19 protein-coding genes are annotated in these 17663 nt (G+C 60.1%); all 19 read left to right on the top strand.

Features of this window, described 5'->3' with window-relative positions; all coding sequences use genetic code 11:
* Positions 1-37 precede the first annotated feature (37 nt).
* The 19 genes from ABDB84_RS05435 to ABDB84_RS05345 all read left to right on the top strand — a co-directional run bounded on the left by ABDB84_RS05435 (position 38) and on the right by ABDB84_RS05345 (position 17653).
* Entirely contained in the window at positions 38-499 is a 462-nt protein-coding gene (locus ABDB84_RS05435; RefSeq protein ID WP_345918678.1) for a DUF1064 domain-containing protein, read from the top strand.
* Entirely contained in the window at positions 496-1119 is a 624-nt protein-coding gene (locus tag ABDB84_RS05430; protein ID WP_345918677.1) for a helix-turn-helix domain-containing protein, read from the top strand. The genes ABDB84_RS05435 and ABDB84_RS05430 overlap by 4 nt, the downstream gene beginning before the upstream one ends.
* A 12-nt stretch (positions 1120-1131) precedes the next feature.
* Complete coding sequence (locus ABDB84_RS05425) at positions 1132-1968, top strand: DNA-methyltransferase (protein WP_345918676.1); 837 nt, start codon at positions 1132-1134, stop codon at positions 1966-1968.
* Complete coding sequence (locus tag ABDB84_RS05420; protein WP_345918675.1) at positions 1965-2309, top strand: hypothetical protein; 345 nt, start codon at positions 1965-1967, stop codon at positions 2307-2309. Before ABDB84_RS05425 ends, ABDB84_RS05420 begins: the two co-directional genes overlap by 4 nt.
* A gap of 116 nt (positions 2310-2425) precedes the next feature.
* Entirely contained in the window at positions 2426-2755 is a 330-nt protein-coding gene (locus ABDB84_RS05415) for a hypothetical protein (RefSeq protein ID WP_345918674.1), read from the top strand.
* Positions 2752-3882 carry a terminase small subunit gene (locus ABDB84_RS05410; protein ID WP_345918673.1) on the top strand — a complete coding sequence of 377 codons (1131 nt, stop codon included), beginning with the start codon at positions 2752-2754 and terminating at the stop codon, positions 3880-3882. Before ABDB84_RS05415 ends, ABDB84_RS05410 begins: the two co-directional genes overlap by 4 nt.
* Complete coding sequence (locus tag ABDB84_RS05405; protein WP_345918672.1) at positions 3875-4165, top strand: hypothetical protein; 291 nt, start codon at positions 3875-3877, stop codon at positions 4163-4165. The genes ABDB84_RS05410 and ABDB84_RS05405 overlap by 8 nt, the downstream gene beginning before the upstream one ends.
* Entirely contained in the window at positions 4165-5793 is a 1629-nt protein-coding gene (locus ABDB84_RS05400; RefSeq protein ID WP_345918671.1) for a hypothetical protein, read from the top strand. The genes ABDB84_RS05405 and ABDB84_RS05400 overlap by 1 nt, the downstream gene beginning before the upstream one ends.
* 37 nt (positions 5794-5830) lie before the next feature.
* Positions 5831-6022 (top strand): hypothetical protein, encoded by a 192-nt coding sequence (locus tag ABDB84_RS05395; RefSeq protein WP_345918670.1) that lies wholly within the window; start codon positions 5831-5833, stop codon positions 6020-6022.
* Positions 6004-8451: a tail fiber domain-containing protein gene (locus tag ABDB84_RS05390; protein ID WP_345918669.1), complete on the top strand. Its 2448-nt coding sequence runs from the start codon at positions 6004-6006 to the stop codon at positions 8449-8451. Before ABDB84_RS05395 ends, ABDB84_RS05390 begins: the two co-directional genes overlap by 19 nt.
* Positions 8452-8468: 17 nt before the next feature.
* On the top strand, positions 8469-11102 hold the full coding sequence (locus ABDB84_RS05385) for a hypothetical protein (protein WP_345918668.1): 2634 nt from the start codon (positions 8469-8471) through the stop codon (positions 11100-11102).
* Positions 11103-11200: 98 nt separating this feature from the next.
* Complete coding sequence (locus ABDB84_RS05380) at positions 11201-11761, top strand: hypothetical protein (protein WP_345918667.1); 561 nt, start codon at positions 11201-11203, stop codon at positions 11759-11761.
* 78 nt (positions 11762-11839) lie between these two features.
* On the top strand, positions 11840-12718 hold the full coding sequence (locus tag ABDB84_RS05375; protein WP_345918666.1) for a hypothetical protein: 879 nt from the start codon (positions 11840-11842) through the stop codon (positions 12716-12718).
* Between the two features lie 9 nt (positions 12719-12727).
* Complete coding sequence (locus ABDB84_RS05370) at positions 12728-13447, top strand: hypothetical protein (protein WP_345918665.1); 720 nt, start codon at positions 12728-12730, stop codon at positions 13445-13447.
* Positions 13444-13941 carry a hypothetical protein gene (locus ABDB84_RS05365; protein WP_345918664.1) on the top strand — a complete coding sequence of 166 codons (498 nt, stop codon included), beginning with the start codon at positions 13444-13446 and terminating at the stop codon, positions 13939-13941. Before ABDB84_RS05370 ends, ABDB84_RS05365 begins: the two co-directional genes overlap by 4 nt.
* On the top strand, positions 13938-14270 hold the full coding sequence (locus tag ABDB84_RS05360; protein ID WP_345918663.1) for a hypothetical protein: 333 nt from the start codon (positions 13938-13940) through the stop codon (positions 14268-14270). The genes ABDB84_RS05365 and ABDB84_RS05360 overlap by 4 nt, the downstream gene beginning before the upstream one ends.
* Positions 14271-14272: 2 nt before the next feature.
* Positions 14273-15367: a hypothetical protein gene (locus ABDB84_RS05355; RefSeq protein ID WP_345918662.1), complete on the top strand. Its 1095-nt coding sequence runs from the start codon at positions 14273-14275 to the stop codon at positions 15365-15367.
* 5 nt (positions 15368-15372) lie between these two features.
* A complete protein-coding gene (locus tag ABDB84_RS05350) occupies positions 15373-15870 on the top strand; it encodes a hypothetical protein (protein WP_345918661.1) in 498 nt (165 codons plus the stop codon).
* Positions 15871-15982: 112 nt separating this feature from the next.
* Positions 15983-17653: a hypothetical protein gene (locus ABDB84_RS05345; RefSeq protein WP_345918660.1), complete on the top strand. Its 1671-nt coding sequence runs from the start codon at positions 15983-15985 to the stop codon at positions 17651-17653.
* Positions 17654-17663 lie beyond the last annotated feature (10 nt).

The raw sequence follows: 17663 nt of genomic DNA, 5'->3' as shown, positions 1-17663 counted from the left end.
GCGCACACCTTTACCCAGGCTGGCCGGAGGCGGGCAAATGGGGAACGGTAGCGTGCGCTGGTCGCCCGAGCAGCTGAGCGACTTCGAGCGCAAAAAGTCTGGCGTTCTGGCCGGAGGGGGTAGGCCGCCGGCCGCGCAGAACAGCAAGCAGCGCCTGCAGGCGCTCGGCCGCAAAGCCCCCGGCGAAATGAACAAAACGGAAGCTGCCTTCGCCGAGCACCTGGAAGCACAGAAGCTGTCCGGCGAAATCCTCTGGTACGCATTCGAGGCGGTGACGCTGAAGATCGCGCACGACTGTCGCCTCACCATTGATTTCTTCCTGATGCGCGCAGACGGCCGGCTTGAGGCCTGGGATGTGAAGGGAAGTTTCGCCATCGCATCGGACGACTTTCTCGTGAAAGCAAAGGTTGCCGCCAGGATGTTCCCCTGGCCGTTCTACATGACTGCGCCAAAGCCGAAGAAAGCTGGCGGCGGCTGGGAAGTGAGGGAGTTCGCGTGAGAAAAGAGCAGGTAGTGCCGCTGTCCAAAGCCGATCAGTTCGCGGTTGTGAAAATTATCGGCAGCCGCATGCGCGAAGCGCGCGAGCTGTGCGGCTTGTCGGTGACGACTGCGGCAGAGCGCCTGGGCTACAAGAACCCGAGCAAGTTGTCGAAGATCGAGAACTCGACGGACACGATCAGCGTCCCGGTCTGGACGATACGCCGGGCAGCCGAAGTCTACGAAGTGAGCTGCGACTACCTGTTTGGCCTCTCTTCCGACTGGGAAGTCGGCGCGCGCGCAGATCAAGAACGCGGCGTTTCGCAGTGGATGTTCGACGCCTGGGAAGCCGCGCGCCGGCGCGACATGGAGACGCTGAAGAAGCTGCACGACCGCGTTCAGGCGATGAACGAGGTTATCGGTCAGATGCTCGCCAGCGGCGAAGCCACAGCCGCAGCCCTGGCGCGATTTAAAGAGCTGAACCCCTCGTTCGAGGACATGCGAGGCAGCGCAACGCTGACCGCAAAAATCGAGGCCGGTCTCACCGCCGCGAAGGCGGCCCAGATCAAGATGGTTCGCTTCCGCGTGGAGTGCTCAGTTAGCGCACGCAGCGAATCAACCCAGCTCCCGCTGTTTCTGTGATGAGGCGCAAGCATGCAGATATGGCGCTACGAGTTCAATTCGTTTTCGTGGTCGGCATTTCGAGGGGACTGCCTCGATGTGATGCCGCTCGCGGTGCCTGATCGGTCAGTGAATCTCATCCTCGCCGATCTGCCGTATGGTTCAACGAGTTGCCCGTGGGATTCAATCATCCCGCTGGGGCCGATGTGGGCCGAGTACGCGCGCGTGCTTGCGCCGGGTGGCTGCATCCTGCTGTTCGGTGACATGGCGTTTGCTGCGACGCTGATCACGTCAAACCGACGCTGGTACTCGCATGACGTGGTGTGGGACAAAAACAAATGCGGCAGCCCGGGGCTTGCGAAGTATCGGCCGATGCGAACGCACGAGTTCGTGCTCTGCTTCGCGCCTGGGCGCTACACCTACAACCCGCAGATGGAAGAGGGCGAGCCCTACACGCGCAAACCGCCCAAGCAGATCCGGTGCAATCACCACGGCTACGGTTTTGCGGGCACCAAGGCAGAAGGCATCGAGAACAAGGGAACTCGCTTTCCGAAGAGCGTGCGGCGCGTTTCGCGCGACTTCTCAGCCCAGCAGCAGATCCATCCGACCCAGAAGCCAGTTCCGTTCCTGCGCTGGCTGATCCGCTCCTACTCAAACCCCGGCGCTATGGTCCTGGACAACTCGGCGGGCGTCATGAGCTCCGGTGTAGCGGCGATACACGAGGGGCGCAGCTACATAGGCATCGAGCGGGACGAGTGCATCGACAGAAAGAGGGGGGAGCTTGTGAAGCTGAACTATTTCAAACCAGGCTGCGAGCGCCTGGCCGCAGCTGCGGCTATCGCTACCTGCGAAGAGGCAGCCGCAGCATGAATACGAATCGAACGCCTGAGTTTCGCGCTCAGTGCATTGCCCTGCTGACCGAGTGGCAAGGCGTCATCGAAGAACTGAACGCGCAGCACGCCGTATTGCGAAAGGCGCTGCTGGTTCAGCTCGAATGCCCAGTTATCGCAGCCGCCAACACACTGGTTTCCAGCTACACGCAGGCCGTGTCGGTGATCGTCGGCTGCGATGTAGCCGATGACTGGCTAGAGTGGTACGCGCTGGAAAACGACTTTGGCCGAAAAGGCTTTGAAGCCGGGTACGACGGAAAGTTGCGCCCGATCCGCACGCTGCAGGATCTGCTGGATTTGATATGGAGATGTAACGCCTGATGTCGATGGCGATCTTCGTTGCTTTCGTGTTGAGCGGGGAGGGGTTGATCAGCCCCTCTTTTGCGCTCGCGTTTGCGCTGGCTGTCGTTTCAGTTGCGATGCTTGGCGATTGACCCATGAAGAGCCTGGAATTGGCAGATCTGGCCGGGGATGAGACTGACGCGCGGAGCTTGAAGGATCAGCTGGCCGTTGCTGAGCGTCTCGCTTTGGTCGCGGGGCTGCCCATGGCGGCAAAGTGGATAAGGGACCACTCTGATAGCGCGGTCGTGTGGGTAGAGGATGGAGATTTGCAGCCGGTGCAGATGTTGGCCTGGGTCGCAAAAGAAAGAGGACTCAAGCCGATTACTTGCGCCGTTTGTGGCCATGTTGCAACCGAGGTTGATGATCTGCACCCCATGTTTCTGGAGTGGGATCGGTGCGCAGCGCACAGCCCGAGGAGAGCATGATGCCAGCCAAACCCAAGCTATCTGATGAACAGCGCGCGCAGGCGCGCAAGACGTGGGAAGCCGACTCGCGAGACGGTTTCGCCTGGCTCGTGTCGGAACTTGGCTTGCCTGTCTCCGCGCCGGGCATCCGCAAGGTTTGCGTCAAGGAAGGCTGGGAAAAGTCCGCTCTGCAGAAACCATCGAAACCATCCGAGGTTTCCGCGCGAAACCATCGAAACCATCGAAACGATGTGGCCGACGCCGACACCGACACCGACGAAGAGAGTAGCGGGCACGATGCGTCCGGCGCACTCGTAGGGCTGATTCTTGATGCGCGCAGCGCTACGCCGCACTTTGATTCGCTCGACCCCAGAGAGAAGACTTTCGTCCTTGAGTACGCGCAGCACAGCAACGGCACCAAGGCGGCCAAGAACGCCGGGTACAGCGAGGCCGGCGCGGCAGAGCAAGCCAGGCGACTGCTGAGACGCGCCGAGATTAAGAGCGCCCTGCAGGAAGTCATGCGGGAGAAGGTCGAGAACGCGGGCTGGAACATTGAGCGGCTGATCAAGCATTACGCAGATCTGGCTGATGTCGATACCAGCAAGATCACCCAGCATCGGATTGCCCCGTGCCGCTACTGCTGGGGGATTAATCACTCGTACCAGTGCACGCCCGTCGAGTACGCGAGCAAGCGCGCTGAGCACGTCGCTCGGCGCAAGCGGCTGCTTGAGCAAGCAGGCGGCGACCTCGAAGCGGACATCGGCGAATTCCCGAGCATCAAAGGCGACTGGTACGACGGCCGCCTGGAGCCTAATCCGGATTGCCCGGAGTGCCACGGCAATGGCAAGCCCTACGTGTGGTTCGCCGACGTGCGTAATCTGACTGGCGCGGAGCGAAAGGCCTACACCGGTGTGAAACGCACGAAAGACGGGATCGAACTGCTGTTCCAGAAACCGGAAGAGGCAGTAAAGATGCTTGCTACGGCCGTCGGGATGGGCAAAGAACAAGAGAAGCCGGAGACGCCTGTTGAAGTGGCTCGCGAGTACGCAAAGATGATGGAGGCGGCGCGCGAGCGGCAGCGGCGCGTCTACGAAGAGCGAGGAATCACCCGCGAGCCTCGCGAGGATCGCAGGGGTGAAGATGGCTAGTCAGCAGGATGATCCGGCGTTGATCGCTCGCGCGTTCGAGCTTGCCGACGAGTCCATGATTGAGCGCATCAAGAGCGTGGCAGTGCGCAGCGATGAGCACGGCGTCCTGTGGGGTTTCGTTGCCTGGGACGGTAGCCAGGTGGCGGATAGCAGCCTTGCGAGCCCATACCTGCAGGAGGCTGTTGCTTGGCTGTCCCTGCGTGGGCTATGTGAAGTGATCGAAGAGCCCGGCGGCGAATGCATCCTCATGATCGATGAGGACGACACGGGAAGGCCGTATTGATGGCTGTCCGCGCCAGGGGCAACAAAAAGGACATCCTCAGCGACCCTCGCTACAAGGATTTCGTTGATCGATATCACGCAGACCCGGCCGCGTTCGCTGTCGAGGTCTGCGGCCTGTTGCCGTCCGATGATCAGCTGGATTTGCTGGAGGCAATGGAGAACCCTACGGCGAAGGTGTCTGTCGTGTCGGGTACCGGCACCGGCAAGACCTTCTGCTTCGCGCGTATTGCGCTCTGGCACATGCTCTGCCATCCGGTCGCGTTCTATGAGGGCAAGGTCGAGATAGGCAGCAATACCTACATCGGCGCCCCGGTCGTGAAGCAGGTTGCAGATGGCGTCTGGAAGGAGATGACAGACGCGCGCACGGCGATGGCCAGCGGCCCGTTCGCGTGGCTGTGCGACTACTTCACCATCACGAAAACCCGCGTCTCCATGAACGGGTATTCGCAGCAGTGGTTCATCAGCCAGGTCGCGATGCCCAAGGGCGAGAGCATCAGCATTGCCGGTAAGCACCGGTACTGGCAGATGATCATCATCGATGAGGCGGCCGGCGTCTCTGATGAGCATTACGACGTGATCAACGGCACTCAGACCCAGCCGGGCAATCGCACGCTGCTGGCGTCTCAGGGCGCGCGCAACACCGGCTACTTCTACGACACGCATCATCGTTTGAGTCGGCGCAAGGGTGGCGACTGGCTGGCGCTGTGCTTCAGCTCGGAGAACTCGCCGTTCGTGAGTACCGAGTGGCTGAAGGCGCGCGAAGAGGAGAGCGGCGGCCGGGATTCTATCGAGTACCGCATTCGCGTGCGTGGCCAGTTCGCTCAGTCGAGCGGCAACGTCTTGATGACGCGCGAAGATCTCGAAGCCGCATTCAAGCCGCGCAAGATCATCGGCGACGATGAGCCCTACGGCCTGGTCGTGCTCTCCGATGTGGCGCTCGGCGAGTACCGAGACGATTCTGTGATCGTGCTCGCGAAAATCATCGGCAGCGCTGACCACGGGCCGGACGCACGGCGCGTGGAGTACATCAGCATTCCTTTGTGCAGCGACGACAAAAACGAAATCGATCTTGCTGGCGATCTAGTGAACTACGTGGGGAAGCTGTCAAATGCGACGCTGTACGTTGACGCCGGTGGCGTGGGCGCAACGGTTTGCAAGCTGATCGAGCGCAGCGGCGGGACAGTCGTGCGCGTGAACTGGGGGCTGCCCTGCTTCAAAAACGAGTACAAGGCGCGCTTCTACAACCTGCGCGCGTGCGCAATGGTGCGCTTCCGCGATGCGATCAAATCCGGACGCGTGGTGCTGCCGCAGGGGCTCTCTCAGAAGATGATCGAGAAAATCATCGACCAGGGCTCGCGATTGCCCTACCACTTCAGCGAAGCGGGTGGCCTGCACTACCAGATGATGAAGAAAGAGGACATGCGCAAGGAGGGTATCAGCTCGCCAGACCTGATTGATGCCATGTCGTTCGCTTTCCTTGAGGGCTGCACATACGTCGCGGCCGATAACAGCTACATCGAGCAAGCGGGCGGTGGAGTTGTCGGCAAAGTGTCCAGCATGTTCGATGAAGTCGTGGATGACGAGCCGAGCCCGGAAAACGCAGCAGAACCATTGACATCGACCCCGTAAAAATTAGCAGCATCAAAATGGTTTGAAGGGGATTGTCATGAGCGCTGTTTTGGATAGCTCGCGACGCGTAGCGCTGCCTATTGACTCGCTGGAGCAGAGCCTGGTCTACAACGCGGACGGAACGCTCAACTACATTGAAGTCGTCTTCAACGGCGCGACATACCGGCAGACCTTCACCTATACGGATGGCAAGGTCTCCAAAATCTCTGCATGGGTAAAACAGCAATGAATATCGCCGGAATTGCAACGCTGCTGCGCAGCGCGTACGGGTTTTTGGTCGCAAAAAAAGACCCGGATACAGGCGAAATACAAATCAACAACCCTAAAACTGGGCAGCCGCTCAGCCCGCAGGATCTCGGCTGGCAGACTGGTGGCGACATGCTCGCGAGCAATGCGCTGTCCGAGATCACAAACGCCGTCGCCGCCCGCGTAAATCTCGGCTTAGGCGATGCTGCAACACGTAATGTTGGTGCCGGCCCCGGTACGGTCACTGCTGGTGACGATCCACGTCTCAGCGATGCACGCCCCCCGACCGCGCACACGCATGCTGACAAAGCAGATCTTGTCGGCGGCAAGGTGCCGGCGATTCAGCTGCCGAGCTATATGGACGATGTGATTGAAGCGCCGAGCGCGGCAGATTTTCCGCAGCCAGGCGAGTCGGGGAAAATCTATGTCGCAATCAATGGCGGCGAAGATCCGGCTAATCCGACAAAGCAATACCGCTGGAGCGGGTCCGGCTATGTGTTGATTCCGTCGTCGCCGGGCAGCACCGACGATGTTGTAGAAGGCGCAAACAACTTGTATTTCAGAGCGCAGCGCGTGCTCGGCGTTGCGCTGTCGGGCCTCTCTGCTGTCGTCGCCGGAGCAATCGACGCAACAGACACGGTGCTGGTCGCGCTCGCGAAGCTGCAAGCGCAGATCAACAACAAAGCAGCGGCGCAGCACACCCACAAAGCGGCCGATATCGATGATGCATCAGCTGTTGGCCGCGCTGTGCTCACTGCGGCAGACAAACCGGCGGCGCGGGCTGCCGTGGATTTGCAAAACCACGAGCGACTCGCTGTGGACGCCGACGGCAATGTTGTCGTGCCGGGGGCTGGCGAGTTTCACGGGCTGAGCTCTGTAGGCCTGCTCCCTCTATCCGCGCGCGACAATCGTGTAGCAACGACGGGTTGGGCGCAGTCGCGACCTTTTGATCTCGTTGTAGGCTATGACGACAAAGACAAGCACATGTACATGGGGCGACTGCCGGTCAGCACGGCCGGTACATTTGATCGCATGGTGCTTGATGGTATATGGGGGCAGTGGACGATTGTTAGCTCTCCGTTTGTCGTTGTCATGACAAATCGCGGTGAGCTGCAGGTAAAAGCGCAGTCGAGCTCCGCTGTAGCGCCGGTGCGTGCGTATCTGCAGCCCGACGGCTCAGTCGATGTCTATCTGTACTTGGGTCTGTCGTTTTGCTCAGTAATGGCGAATCGTTTTTTTTCAAGTCAGGTTTTTCCGTCCGCTGGTGAGCTTGTTGATCCTGCTCAGATAACGGGCACGCTGGTGTGGGACGGGATGCTCTCGTCGAACGTTAATCAGCACACGTATTTTGCAAAAAATCTATCCGCGAGCGATGACGTGCTCGTCTCGGCGGGTCAGGTTCCGAAACCATCTGACGTGTCTCACGTGCGGGTTAAGCAGGCGACGATCTGGGCAAATGGCGGCAGTGTCGGCATCTTATCGTCAATGCGACACGACAGTTCATACAACGCTGTAAAACTGGGCGCGGCCTGGCAGCCGGCCGGCCAGTTGTTTTTCAACCTTTCGGGGACTGCCGAGTGGATTATTAGCGGCAAGAATGGCGGGGATGATGACGGATCTGTGCTCTGGGTAAACAACATTGAAGATATGTTGTCAGCCGGCGTGCTGTTTGCAAAATTCGGCTACGCCCAAAACGAGCTATATAAGCCGACTGCGTGCGCAGACATCTATCCGAGCAATGACACAGGTGCAAACTGTGGTCGGCCTGCGCAGCGCTGGAACACAGTCTTCACAGGCTCAGTCATCACAACATCAGACGCGCGTGTCAAAACCGATCCGCGCAGCGTCACGGCCGACGAAATCGCTGCTGCAATTGATCTCGTCGGTAATGTCGGCATCTATCAGTACCTCGATGCGGTCGCAAAAAAAGGGGCCGACGCTGCGCGGTTGCACGTTGGGATGACAGTGCAGAGCGCAATCGCGATCATGGAATCGCACGGTCTCGACCCGCTGCGCTACGGGTTTATTTGTTATGACGCGTGGGGCGCGGAATACACCGAAGTCGAAGACGCGAGCGGCGACATCGTGCGGCCTGTCGAACGTCAAGCGACGCGCACCGAGCAACAGCCGTATAGTGAGATACAAATAATCGACGGCGTACCAGTTCGCAAGTCGGGCGTGCGCGACGTGCAAGTGCCGATCACCGAGCTGCGGCCCGTGGTCGATGAATCGGGCTCGCCAGTGCTCGACGATGCAGACAACCCCCTCATGCATCCGGTGCCGCTCATGGAGACAGTCGACGTGCGATACCGGCGCGTAGAAACCCGTTCGGCGGGCGAGCTGTATTCGTTCCGCGAGACTCAGCTCGCGCTGTTCATCGCGCGCGGTTTGTTTGCGCTGCATAGCGTTTAATATATCGGGGTTTTTGAATGTCAAAGTCATTTACTTTTGACGCGGACGGCGATCCGGGAAATGCAACTGCGCAAATGCTATCGCTATTCAGCGGCGCCACGTATCCGCTGCTGCTTCGGCTGACGAACTACATGCCGCGCGTGTTTGCTTTGCCGTCGGCCGGCGTGGTGCTCAAAGAAGTTGCGAACGAAGCAGCGCGCACGGCGGTGATAAAGCTGGATGGCTATGAGGCGCTGCAGCGTCTGGCGAGCGACATTGAAGCGATCATTGATGTGCTTGATGTGTCGCCGGCGATCACGATCACCGATGATGTGTCAGTGCCGCCGACGAGCGAACCCGAGGTGATCTACACCGTCAAGTATTCGACTCAGAAAGGGTTGTTCGCTGGCACGGTGAGCTTGCTGTCGATGATCGAAACTGCGCTCAGCGATGTCATCAATGGGCTTCGTGATTATTTTCGCGAGCGCTATGTTGCGTACCAGGAGGGAGTGTTTTCTGTCGGCAATTTGCCTGTCCCTGTTACGACGTTTTTGGCGGGTAAGTTTTATGCGAATGGGCAAGTCGTGTATTCGCCGAGCGACAGCACGGGGGCGCCGGCGGCCGGGGGGTCTGATCCGTCTGTCTTTATCGCGCTCTCCAGCGAGCTGGAGCGGCTGACGGTTAACCCGCAGGCGTCTTCGGCGCAGATGCCACTATTGCTTGATGCGGCCGACGGCGGTTTTTGTCAATTCGCGTCGTCAGATGTGAGCGTCTCGATTGCTGATCCGTACGATCAGACCCCTGGTGACAACTGGGTGTATGGAGTCTCTGAGTTCTCTGTGACGGCTGACGGCTGGTACTCGCTTGCCGTCGTGTTCAGCGCGCGTGTGAAGCGCTCGCGAGTGCGCACGCTCGCCGACGGCAGCCTGAAGCCGTTGCAGTTCAAGTGCGTGGCCACTCTCTGGGGGAGTATCGATTCTCTGTCGCTCTCCGGCGGCGGCCGGGCGCTGTCGTCTGGCGACCAGCTCTTGCCCGTGGCGGGCTATACCGAGCTTGAGTTTGAGCTCGGCCCGGTATTCCTGAAAGCGGGTACCAGCTATCCGTTGACGCTCGACTTTCAGGCGGATTTGCCGGCCAGGGATCTTGTCGATCAGAGCGTGTACGACTCGTTCTCAATGCAGATGTTGTTCGGCAACGGCGGCGCTGTGGTCACAAAGCTGGCCTCTGTGAGCAATGTATCGCCCGCCCCCGTCTCGCCGGCGCTGCTCGTCGACAAGTCGACGCGAGTTCTAAACCCTTTCTATAACCTGACGGGCGCTTTTGTTGGGCAGCTTTCATTCCGCGCAAACGACAATTCAATCGCGGCAACCCCTGCGGATCAAGAGATTCGCTATGACTCGTTCTGGATGAATGCCCGTGGCCCTGACGGCGCTCCGGTGACTGGGGGGGTGGTCGTTGCTGATACGCGCGATTACAACGGCAGCGGCACGCCGGATTCCGTAGATGCGCGGTACGCCAGTCTTGCGTTCGTCAGCGACGATCTTGTTCAGGGCAATTACTACTCGTTCACGCTGGGCGGCCTGGCGTCCGGCATCGACATTGATCAGGCGTCTGGAGACGACAGCCTTGGCGGCGGCGGTGTGTTCTATGACGGCTTGCGCGGAAGGGTTGACGATGTGCATGAGTTTGATCCAGGTATCACGTCTTGGCACTTGCCGTATGTGAGTCGCAGCGCGATTGGTGATGGCGTGCTTTATTTCACGACAGAGTTTCGTTCGCATGTTTGCTCTGTGGATATGCAGACTTTTGAGCTGGTGGAGCACGATTTTTATGCGGCCATGTCAGGGTTCCCTAGCTATTTCGATCCCGCTCCTTGGAGTGAGGGGCTTGGCGATATGAAGTACATGGATGGCGCGCTGTACATGGCGGTCAAGCCGCAGGTTGGCAATGCGCTCGATGTCATCAAAGTGGATGTGACTACATGGGTACCAACGCTACTGCATACCGCGCAGACCCATCCTGACAGCGGTAGAAACCTCGCTCAGATCCATGTGCACGATGACGGCTCTGTTTTGTTGCTGGTGCCGGTCCCGTCCGGTAGCTCAGCCGCCGCTCAGGCTCTGCGGATCGTGGCCGGCGGCGTAGTGCAAGACGTTACTTCGCAGTTTTCCGCTGCCTTGTCTGCTCTGTCGTCGAACGTTTCGTTTTCGCTGACAGGATCGGGCGATTTGTTCTACTGCGTCTATGCGCTCGGCGAGGAGATGCGAGTCGACGCGGTGGAATACGCGGGGGGCGTGTACTCGATTACCAATCTGACCACGGCGCCGCTTAACTCCAACGCAGCGCTGGAGAATGACTTCGGTGATGCTACGACCGGTGACTTCAGCGGCTGGATCCTGGTTGGTGATGTCCTGACGAGTGCAGGCCGGGCGTCCACCGATGCTCAAGGGCTGGTCGCGCATCAGATCAAGGTGGGCAGGGATGTGGTGTGGCCGACCGATCACCCGCCCGTCTACCCGCTCGTTTACGACCGGTGGACGTCCGCTCGCGATGCGCCGAACCTCTTCTATGGGTTGCAACGTGGATCTGCAGCGACCGACGGCACGAGCGTGTTCAAGATGTCATCGCTTGCGCCCGAACACACGACGATGGTGTTGCGCAAAGTCAGCTGATGCGGCCAGTTTGCTCGTGCTGGTACTTCAATGGCTACGGTATTGGCCGCGTCGACGAGTGGGTATCGTCGATGCGGCGATATGCGCCCGAGGCGGACTTGTTGATCGTTTCGGACGAGCCGATATCGCGGCCGGGCGTCGACAATGTCGTCTACTCGCCGCAGGAGGACTCGGCAAAGCCGCACCTGGGCGGGCGATGTCTGCGGCGCCTCAAGATGTACGATCCGGGCTTCATGCCGCAATACGCAGGGCGGTACATGCTGAATTTCGATCTGGATTCAGTGATCCTGCGCGACCTGTCTCCGGTGATCGCCAAGTGCGCAGCGTTTGACGGGCTCAGCATGGCGGCCGGCTGCTCGCAAAGCGTCTCGATCAACGGGTCTCTGCAGGGGGCGGTCGTGGGGTCCATGGGTGAGGTATGGCGCCGACTCGCTGACGACTACTCAGGCTCAGATCAGGACTTTCTCTACGGCATCAGAGGCGGCCTGGCGGTGCAGCTGCTCGGCGCTGCAGACGGCGTGCGACATGCTCAGCATCTGATGTCTATTGGTGCGGCTGCGGGCGCCCGCGCGCCGGCGAGGATCGTTTTCTTTTCCGGTGCGATCAAAGCCGACGAATACCCACGGCTGAAATCAATCGTTGTGGCCAACGCAGGCTGATCTGGCTGGAAAATCGGCGGCGATTCGCCAAATTCGTTGCAGCATCATGAGGCTCTTGTCAAATGCAGGAAGAGCGCCATGGGCCAGAAGACGCCGATCATTCGTTACAACCTCAAGGACCGCTGCAGGCAGCACACGGGGCTTGGGCGCGACTTTCTGGACGTGCGCGCGGTGTGCGATGCGATCAACAGCCCGGAGACTCAGGAGTGGGTTGCAAATCGCGACATGCAGGGCTATCGCGGCCACTGGGCGCGCATGGCGTTTGGCATGCGCCCCCAGGAAGGCGGCGTCAAGGCTGGCAAGGTGGTCGACATCGAGCCGGCCCTTGTGACGACCTATCTCAAGGCGTTCCCTGATGGCACCGTGGAGCATCAGGAGGAGTTTCTTGACACGCTGCCCGGCCAGGTTGCGCAGCGCATGTACGCGAGCAAAGTGGGTGGCTTCAGCTCCGCGCTGACGCTCAATGCGCGTACGGGCAAGCCTGAGTTCTTCGGCTTCGACTACGTCAACAACCCCAACTACAGCAGCAATCGCGGCTACGTGTTCGACGACGCAAGCGGCGGCGTTATCTTCGATGATGCGGGCACGATGACGCCTGAGCAGATCATCGAAGAGGCTCAGCGCGAGCACGATCAGGGCGTCATCATGCTGCTCGATTCTGCAGCAAAGGCCTATGAGGAGTCGCTTGCCGTTGTTGATCGGCTACAGATCGAGAATGCGCAGCTCATTGACATGCTGGCCAAGCTCGGGAAGTCGCCGCCGGTTTTCGACTCGGCCGCCGGCTTCGTGCTCCCGAGAGCGCAATCGTCCGCGCTTGCTCAGCGCATTCTGATGGACGCGGCTGAGTTCCGCATGGCTTCGCTCCCTCCGCTGCAAGCATTGCCGCGAGACGATGACCAGAAGGAAGCAGAAGCGGGGGCTGCGGCATTCGCAAGCCGGCTCCTGCGCTACGTTTAAGGGGCACGAATGTTTGAGCCCGTGAAAGCTGGTTTTCGGCAGTTTGTGGCCGCGTTCTACGCGCAGGTTCAGCCCACTACTCCGGCCCTGGCAGAGTTCGCGGCGCGCGGGCTCTTTGATTCGGTGGCGATGGCCTCCGGCCGCATGGTCGATCAGGCTGAGGAGATGTTGGCTGCCTATCTGCGCGATGAGCATCACACGGCCACGGCGCCGGCCAGGCTCCCTGTGATCCTGCTGGCCATGGCCGTCGACGTCATTCCGACGGGGCGAGACTACCTACGGCAGCTGGCGGCGCCTGAATGGGTGACGATTCCCGGTGATCCGAAGGAACGCGCATTCAAGATGCGGACTGCGAGCAACGATCTGCGCGCCCAGGTGGTGATCGCTGCTCAGAACGAGCCGACCGCGCGCTCGCTCGCAGCGCAATTCCTGCTCTACCTCGATGCAGCCCCGAATCGCTACTTCAACAGCGTCCACCGCTTTGCTGGGGTCGATACCGATTGGCCCGTTGAAATCGAGACTGCAGACGTTCCGTTTGTGCGGGTGCAGACCGATGCGAAGAATCTGCATCTACTTGCCGGCGACTTGACGCTGAAGGCGACGGTCCCGCTTTTCATGGCTCCGGCGGCCGGCGAGCCAAACGATGGAAAGGGTGTGCCCGGCACGAGCGACCCGGCCGGCTACCCGCTGGTGTCCGATGTGGTGACAAACTTCGTGGAGCAAGCATGAGCAACGTCATTGCGATTCAGGCAACCATCTCTGGTTTCGGCGGCGAACCCGGAACGGTCTTCTCTGGCTACGACCAGGACAGCAAGATCCTGGTGGTGTCAAAGGCCGTCGGCTACAAAAAGGACCGCTTCAGATCGTGCCTCGTCATCACGAACAACAAGGACTTGGACAACGAAAGCCTCTTCGGTGTCGAGCAGTTCAATGACGCCATCAAAGCGTTTTACGCGCTGCGCGGCGGTGTTGCGAGCGATAGCAGATCCAGGCGCTTGTCGTTCGACAATGACGCTTCGCGCGCGAACCCAGAAAACGCCATCGAGCAGGATGGGCTTGACGCAAACGGCCCTCGCTATCGCATTTCGCCAGACCTGACCAACATCCAAGCGGCGGTTCTCGCGACGTGCCTGTATGCGGTTAATGCCGACTCCATCAGCGATGTGGTCGAGATGGCCGAAATGTTCCGGCAATTTGAAGCTGGCGCGGTGATCACGGTATGAGCATCGATGCAGATCCGCGCGCGGCGAAGAACTTTTATCGCGAAGTGCGGGCGTTTTCTGAGCGGACACGCCCATGGGAGACGGCTGTCTTCTACTCAGTCATGCCGGATGAGCGATTCGATTTGTCGCGGGTCTCGGCGCGCGTGTACGGCCGGCGCGATGAGTTCCTGGCGGTGATGGCTGCCGCCGGCTTGAGCAGCTTTGATCAGCCTCTGGAGCAGACGACGCTTGTGCTGCCCAACGAGCAGCAGCTTGCGCGGATCAAGCGCGAAACGGGCTTCGAGAGCATCGCGCGGCTTCGCGCAGATGGCGCTCCGACCTGGGCATAGACATGGCGGACATCGGCAAGATTCGCGGGCACGCGGCCGAAGCGACTGAGCGCGCGCGCGCCGACCAGCTGCAGCGCAAGGACGCAGAGAAACGGCCCGGGTCGATCATCCTGGGCAAGCAGGACGTGCAGGGCGAGTACGACATTGGCCGCTTGCTCTACACCACGCTCGGCGGACAGAACAGGGTTATCACGACTGACGACCTGGCGACGTTTCGGCAAAACATCAGGCAGGTACAGAAGCGCCTCAAGAAGGGCGTCACGGCGAGGCAGGTAATTGACCTGGCCAAGTCTCACCCGTTGCCCTCCGGTGGCGATGGGATGACGGATCTTGAGCGTGCTCGAAAGCAGATTCACACCGGTGTCGCCGCGAGCGCCAATGTCGCGGCAAACAAGACGCTCGATGTCCGATTCATCACCAACGCGGGGCCGGATTCGGATGTGCACCGGCATCATGTTCTCGTGAAGTTCCTGGCGTTCGATGAGTCTGCCCGGGCGATGATGGCTACAGCGACTGACGGTGCCCGCGCGCCGGCGGCGCTGACGCCGAAACAGGCGGCAAACCGGATCCGGCACGGCCGGCTGGCGTTCGACTGCGACTGCGGCAGGCATCGCTATTTCTTGCGCTACATCGCGACGATTGGCGGGTTCAACGCTGGCCGCGATGAACATGGATTCCCGAAGATCCGCAATCCTGGTCTGCGAGGCATCGCGTGCAAGCACGTCCTGCGTGTCATGTCTGAGATTGATTCTTCGACTGCTGTGCTGAACTTCTTGACCAAGGTGATGGAAAAAGTTCTGCAGTCGGCAGACAACAAGGCGCGGCTACAGCACAAGCAAGATGAGGCCGAGAAGGCGGCGGCAAAGCAGGCCGCCGGGAAGCGTGGCATCCTCACGTCTGCCGATAGAGACGCCCGGAACACAGCGGCCCGGGAGCGGCGAGCGCTCGAATCTGCGGCCAAGAAAGCGAAAAAGCCGAAGAAGCCAACGTCAGCAACAGGGCGGGCGACGTTGCGCAGCGCAGGCGCTCTCGCAAAGCAATTCGGCTTGACCGCTGAACAAGTTATTGCGCTGCTCGAAGCAGCGAAGAAAGGTTGATTGCGATGCTCTCCAATGTGCCAACTGCCGTTGCAAAGATGGCGCGCAACGTCGTGATTCATCACCCGAACTCGTACAACATTCAGGTCTACCGCAAGACCGTCACGCGTCCGCAGTCGAACGAAGGAACGCTCGCAGATGGCGTTCGCATGCTCAACACGGACGACGAAGACGAATTTGATTACGAGTGGATCGGCAACGGGTACGCGCTGCCTGCAGACACGTTTTCACCCGCATCTGTCGCAGACCACGGCGACGCGGTAATCGGCGCTCAGCCGACGGAAATGCGATTTCTGATCGAGCCCGAGGAAGAAGCCGAACATCCCGAGTTTTTCACGCCGAGGCGGACGGATGTTTTCTACATCCTGCTCGGCGATCCGGAGACCGGCGCGAAGCTGGCGTTTGAAGTCGTGGACGTCGAGGCCATGAGTTCCATTCCGCCATACGCCCCGCGCTATGTGTGCAACCGGCGAGACGATTTGCATAGAGCGGCAACAGCATAGCGGACACGGAAAACGGCGCTAAGGGCGCCTTGTCGTGGGGAAAACAATAAGCACCAGTCCGGCGAAGTCCGGCAAATCCAGTGCTTTGACTTTTCCGCAAGAGGACCACGACATGCCCAAACATCGCAAGTTGCAGTACAACAAGAAGTCGACGCAGCAAGCCGCCGCATTTGCTGACACTCTGGTGTCTGCGGCCACTTCGTCGAGCACGGCCATCTTCGACTCTGCCGCCGCAGAAACCTTCATCGGCGAGCAGGTAAGTCGCTCGGGTAGCGCGCTCCCCGAGGAACTGCAGAAGGTTCTGGACGAGGCCGGCGAAAACTCTGGCGTGATCGTTCGCGCCATCTACGACGGCATCCAGAACTACGAAGCCGCCACGGGTGAAGCTGTCCCCGCTGACGTGATCGAGTCGTCGATCCATGCTGCCTACAGCACGACCATGGAAGCGCGCAAGCTGTTCGATTCGGCCAACTCCGATCACGCCGACAATCTCTCGCTGCAGCCGAATCGTGCTGTTGTGGCGATCCTGAATATGTTCGCCGAGCCGATCCCGTTCGCGCACTATCTGCCGGCTGACATCGGCTCCAACGAAGCGCGTCTCGCGATCCTGTCGCACACCGCTGGCAGTACCTTCGGCGGCTACGCCCAGGGTGATCTGATGGATGGCGTTGCAGGCGGAAACGCTTTCATCACGTCTGCGCGCATCCACAAGTGCGCTATTTCGGACGCCGACGGCACGGTGACGGGCAAGCTGACCAAGATCCAGCTCAGTGACGAGACTTGCGACCCGGCCGCCGGCGACCTGAAGCTCATGCGTGGCCGTTCGGTTGTCTACGTGAATGGCTTTATCGCCGCGCGTGAAGTTTCTCAGGCTGGCTCGGGTGGCTCGGCTATCTCGGGCTCCATCACGCTCGGCGAAACGAACTACGCCATCGCCGGCTCCATCAATACCGATACCGGCGCCATTGCGCTGACCACCAACCCGAAGCTGCCGACGACCAATCAGGTTGTCGTCGAAGGCTTCATCGACTATGAACGCGACGACTCGCTGATTCCGCGCATCATCACGTCGGCAGACACGTTCTCGCTGTATGCGAAGCCCTGGCACGCCTACACGCAGATCGGCATCGACGCCCGCACCCAGATCGGCAATGAACTGGGTCTGGATGCATTCAGCGAGGGCGTGCTCGCAATCCAGAACCAATTCGGCAACGAGCGCCACTACGAAGCGATCCACAAGCTGGCGCGCATCGCTGCCAACAACCAAGAGGATTTCGAGTACAACTGGTCCGGTCGCAGCCTGCAGATGAACCGCTCGCAGATCTGGAACGACTTCGGCGCAGTGGTCGGCAAAGTCAGCTTGAAGATGGCAATCGCCACGATGGCTTTCGGCGTCAAATATTTTTACGTCGGCAAGGAACTCTCTGCGCAGTTCCGTGCGCTGCCGCGCGAGATGTTCGAGCCGTCGGGTCTGCCCGAGCGTGCCGGCATCTATCGCATCGGGCGTTTCCTGGGCATCTACGACGTCTACTTCACGCCCAAGGGCGTGTACGAGTCGGCGGACGGCACTTCCGCTCAGGTGCTGTGCATCGGTCAGTCAGCAGACGTGACGCGCAGCCCGATTGTTCTGGGTGACGCGGTTGCTCCGACCGTGCAGGCCCTGGGCATGTCGCAAAACCTGAAGCAGGGCTCGGGTTTTTATGCCCGCAACTTCACGTCAGTCAATCCGCACGCGCCGTCGGCACAGGGCGCCGCATTCATCAACGTCAGCGGTTTGAAGTAATCGCGATTCA

Source organism: Uliginosibacterium sediminicola, assembly GCF_039631295.1.
Lineage (GTDB): Bacteria > Pseudomonadota > Gammaproteobacteria > Burkholderiales > Rhodocyclaceae > Viridibacterium > Viridibacterium sediminicola.
The sequence above is the reverse complement of the archived record's forward strand: the minus strand, read 5'-3'. Positions and strand labels throughout refer to the sequence as shown.

Coding starts and splice junctions, on each gene's coding strand:
- ABDB84_RS05435 (WP_345918678.1), top strand. CDS start 38: ATGGGGAACGGTAGCGTGCGCTGGTCGCCCGAGCAGCTGAGCGACTTC.
- ABDB84_RS05425 (WP_345918676.1), top strand. CDS start 1,132: ATGCAGATATGGCGCTACGAGTTCAATTCGTTTTCGTGGTCGGCATTT.
- ABDB84_RS05420 (WP_345918675.1), top strand. CDS start 1,965: ATGAATACGAATCGAACGCCTGAGTTTCGCGCTCAGTGCATTGCCCTG.
- ABDB84_RS05415 (WP_345918674.1), top strand. CDS start 2,426: ATGAAGAGCCTGGAATTGGCAGATCTGGCCGGGGATGAGACTGACGCG.
- ABDB84_RS05410 (WP_345918673.1), top strand. CDS start 2,752: ATGATGCCAGCCAAACCCAAGCTATCTGATGAACAGCGCGCGCAGGCG.
- ABDB84_RS05405 (WP_345918672.1), top strand. CDS start 3,875: ATGGCTAGTCAGCAGGATGATCCGGCGTTGATCGCTCGCGCGTTCGAG.
- ABDB84_RS05400 (WP_345918671.1), top strand. CDS start 4,165: ATGGCTGTCCGCGCCAGGGGCAACAAAAAGGACATCCTCAGCGACCCT.
- ABDB84_RS05395 (WP_345918670.1), top strand. CDS start 5,831: ATGAGCGCTGTTTTGGATAGCTCGCGACGCGTAGCGCTGCCTATTGAC.
- ABDB84_RS05390 (WP_345918669.1), top strand. CDS start 6,004: ATGGGTAAAACAGCAATGAATATCGCCGGAATTGCAACGCTGCTGCGC.
- ABDB84_RS05385 (WP_345918668.1), top strand. CDS start 8,469: ATGTCAAAGTCATTTACTTTTGACGCGGACGGCGATCCGGGAAATGCA.
- ABDB84_RS05375 (WP_345918666.1), top strand. CDS start 11,840: ATGGGCCAGAAGACGCCGATCATTCGTTACAACCTCAAGGACCGCTGC.
- ABDB84_RS05370 (WP_345918665.1), top strand. CDS start 12,728: ATGTTTGAGCCCGTGAAAGCTGGTTTTCGGCAGTTTGTGGCCGCGTTC.
- ABDB84_RS05365 (WP_345918664.1), top strand. CDS start 13,444: ATGAGCAACGTCATTGCGATTCAGGCAACCATCTCTGGTTTCGGCGGC.
- ABDB84_RS05360 (WP_345918663.1), top strand. CDS start 13,938: ATGAGCATCGATGCAGATCCGCGCGCGGCGAAGAACTTTTATCGCGAA.
- ABDB84_RS05355 (WP_345918662.1), top strand. CDS start 14,273: ATGGCGGACATCGGCAAGATTCGCGGGCACGCGGCCGAAGCGACTGAG.
- ABDB84_RS05350 (WP_345918661.1), top strand. CDS start 15,373: ATGCTCTCCAATGTGCCAACTGCCGTTGCAAAGATGGCGCGCAACGTC.
- ABDB84_RS05345 (WP_345918660.1), top strand. CDS start 15,983: ATGCCCAAACATCGCAAGTTGCAGTACAACAAGAAGTCGACGCAGCAA.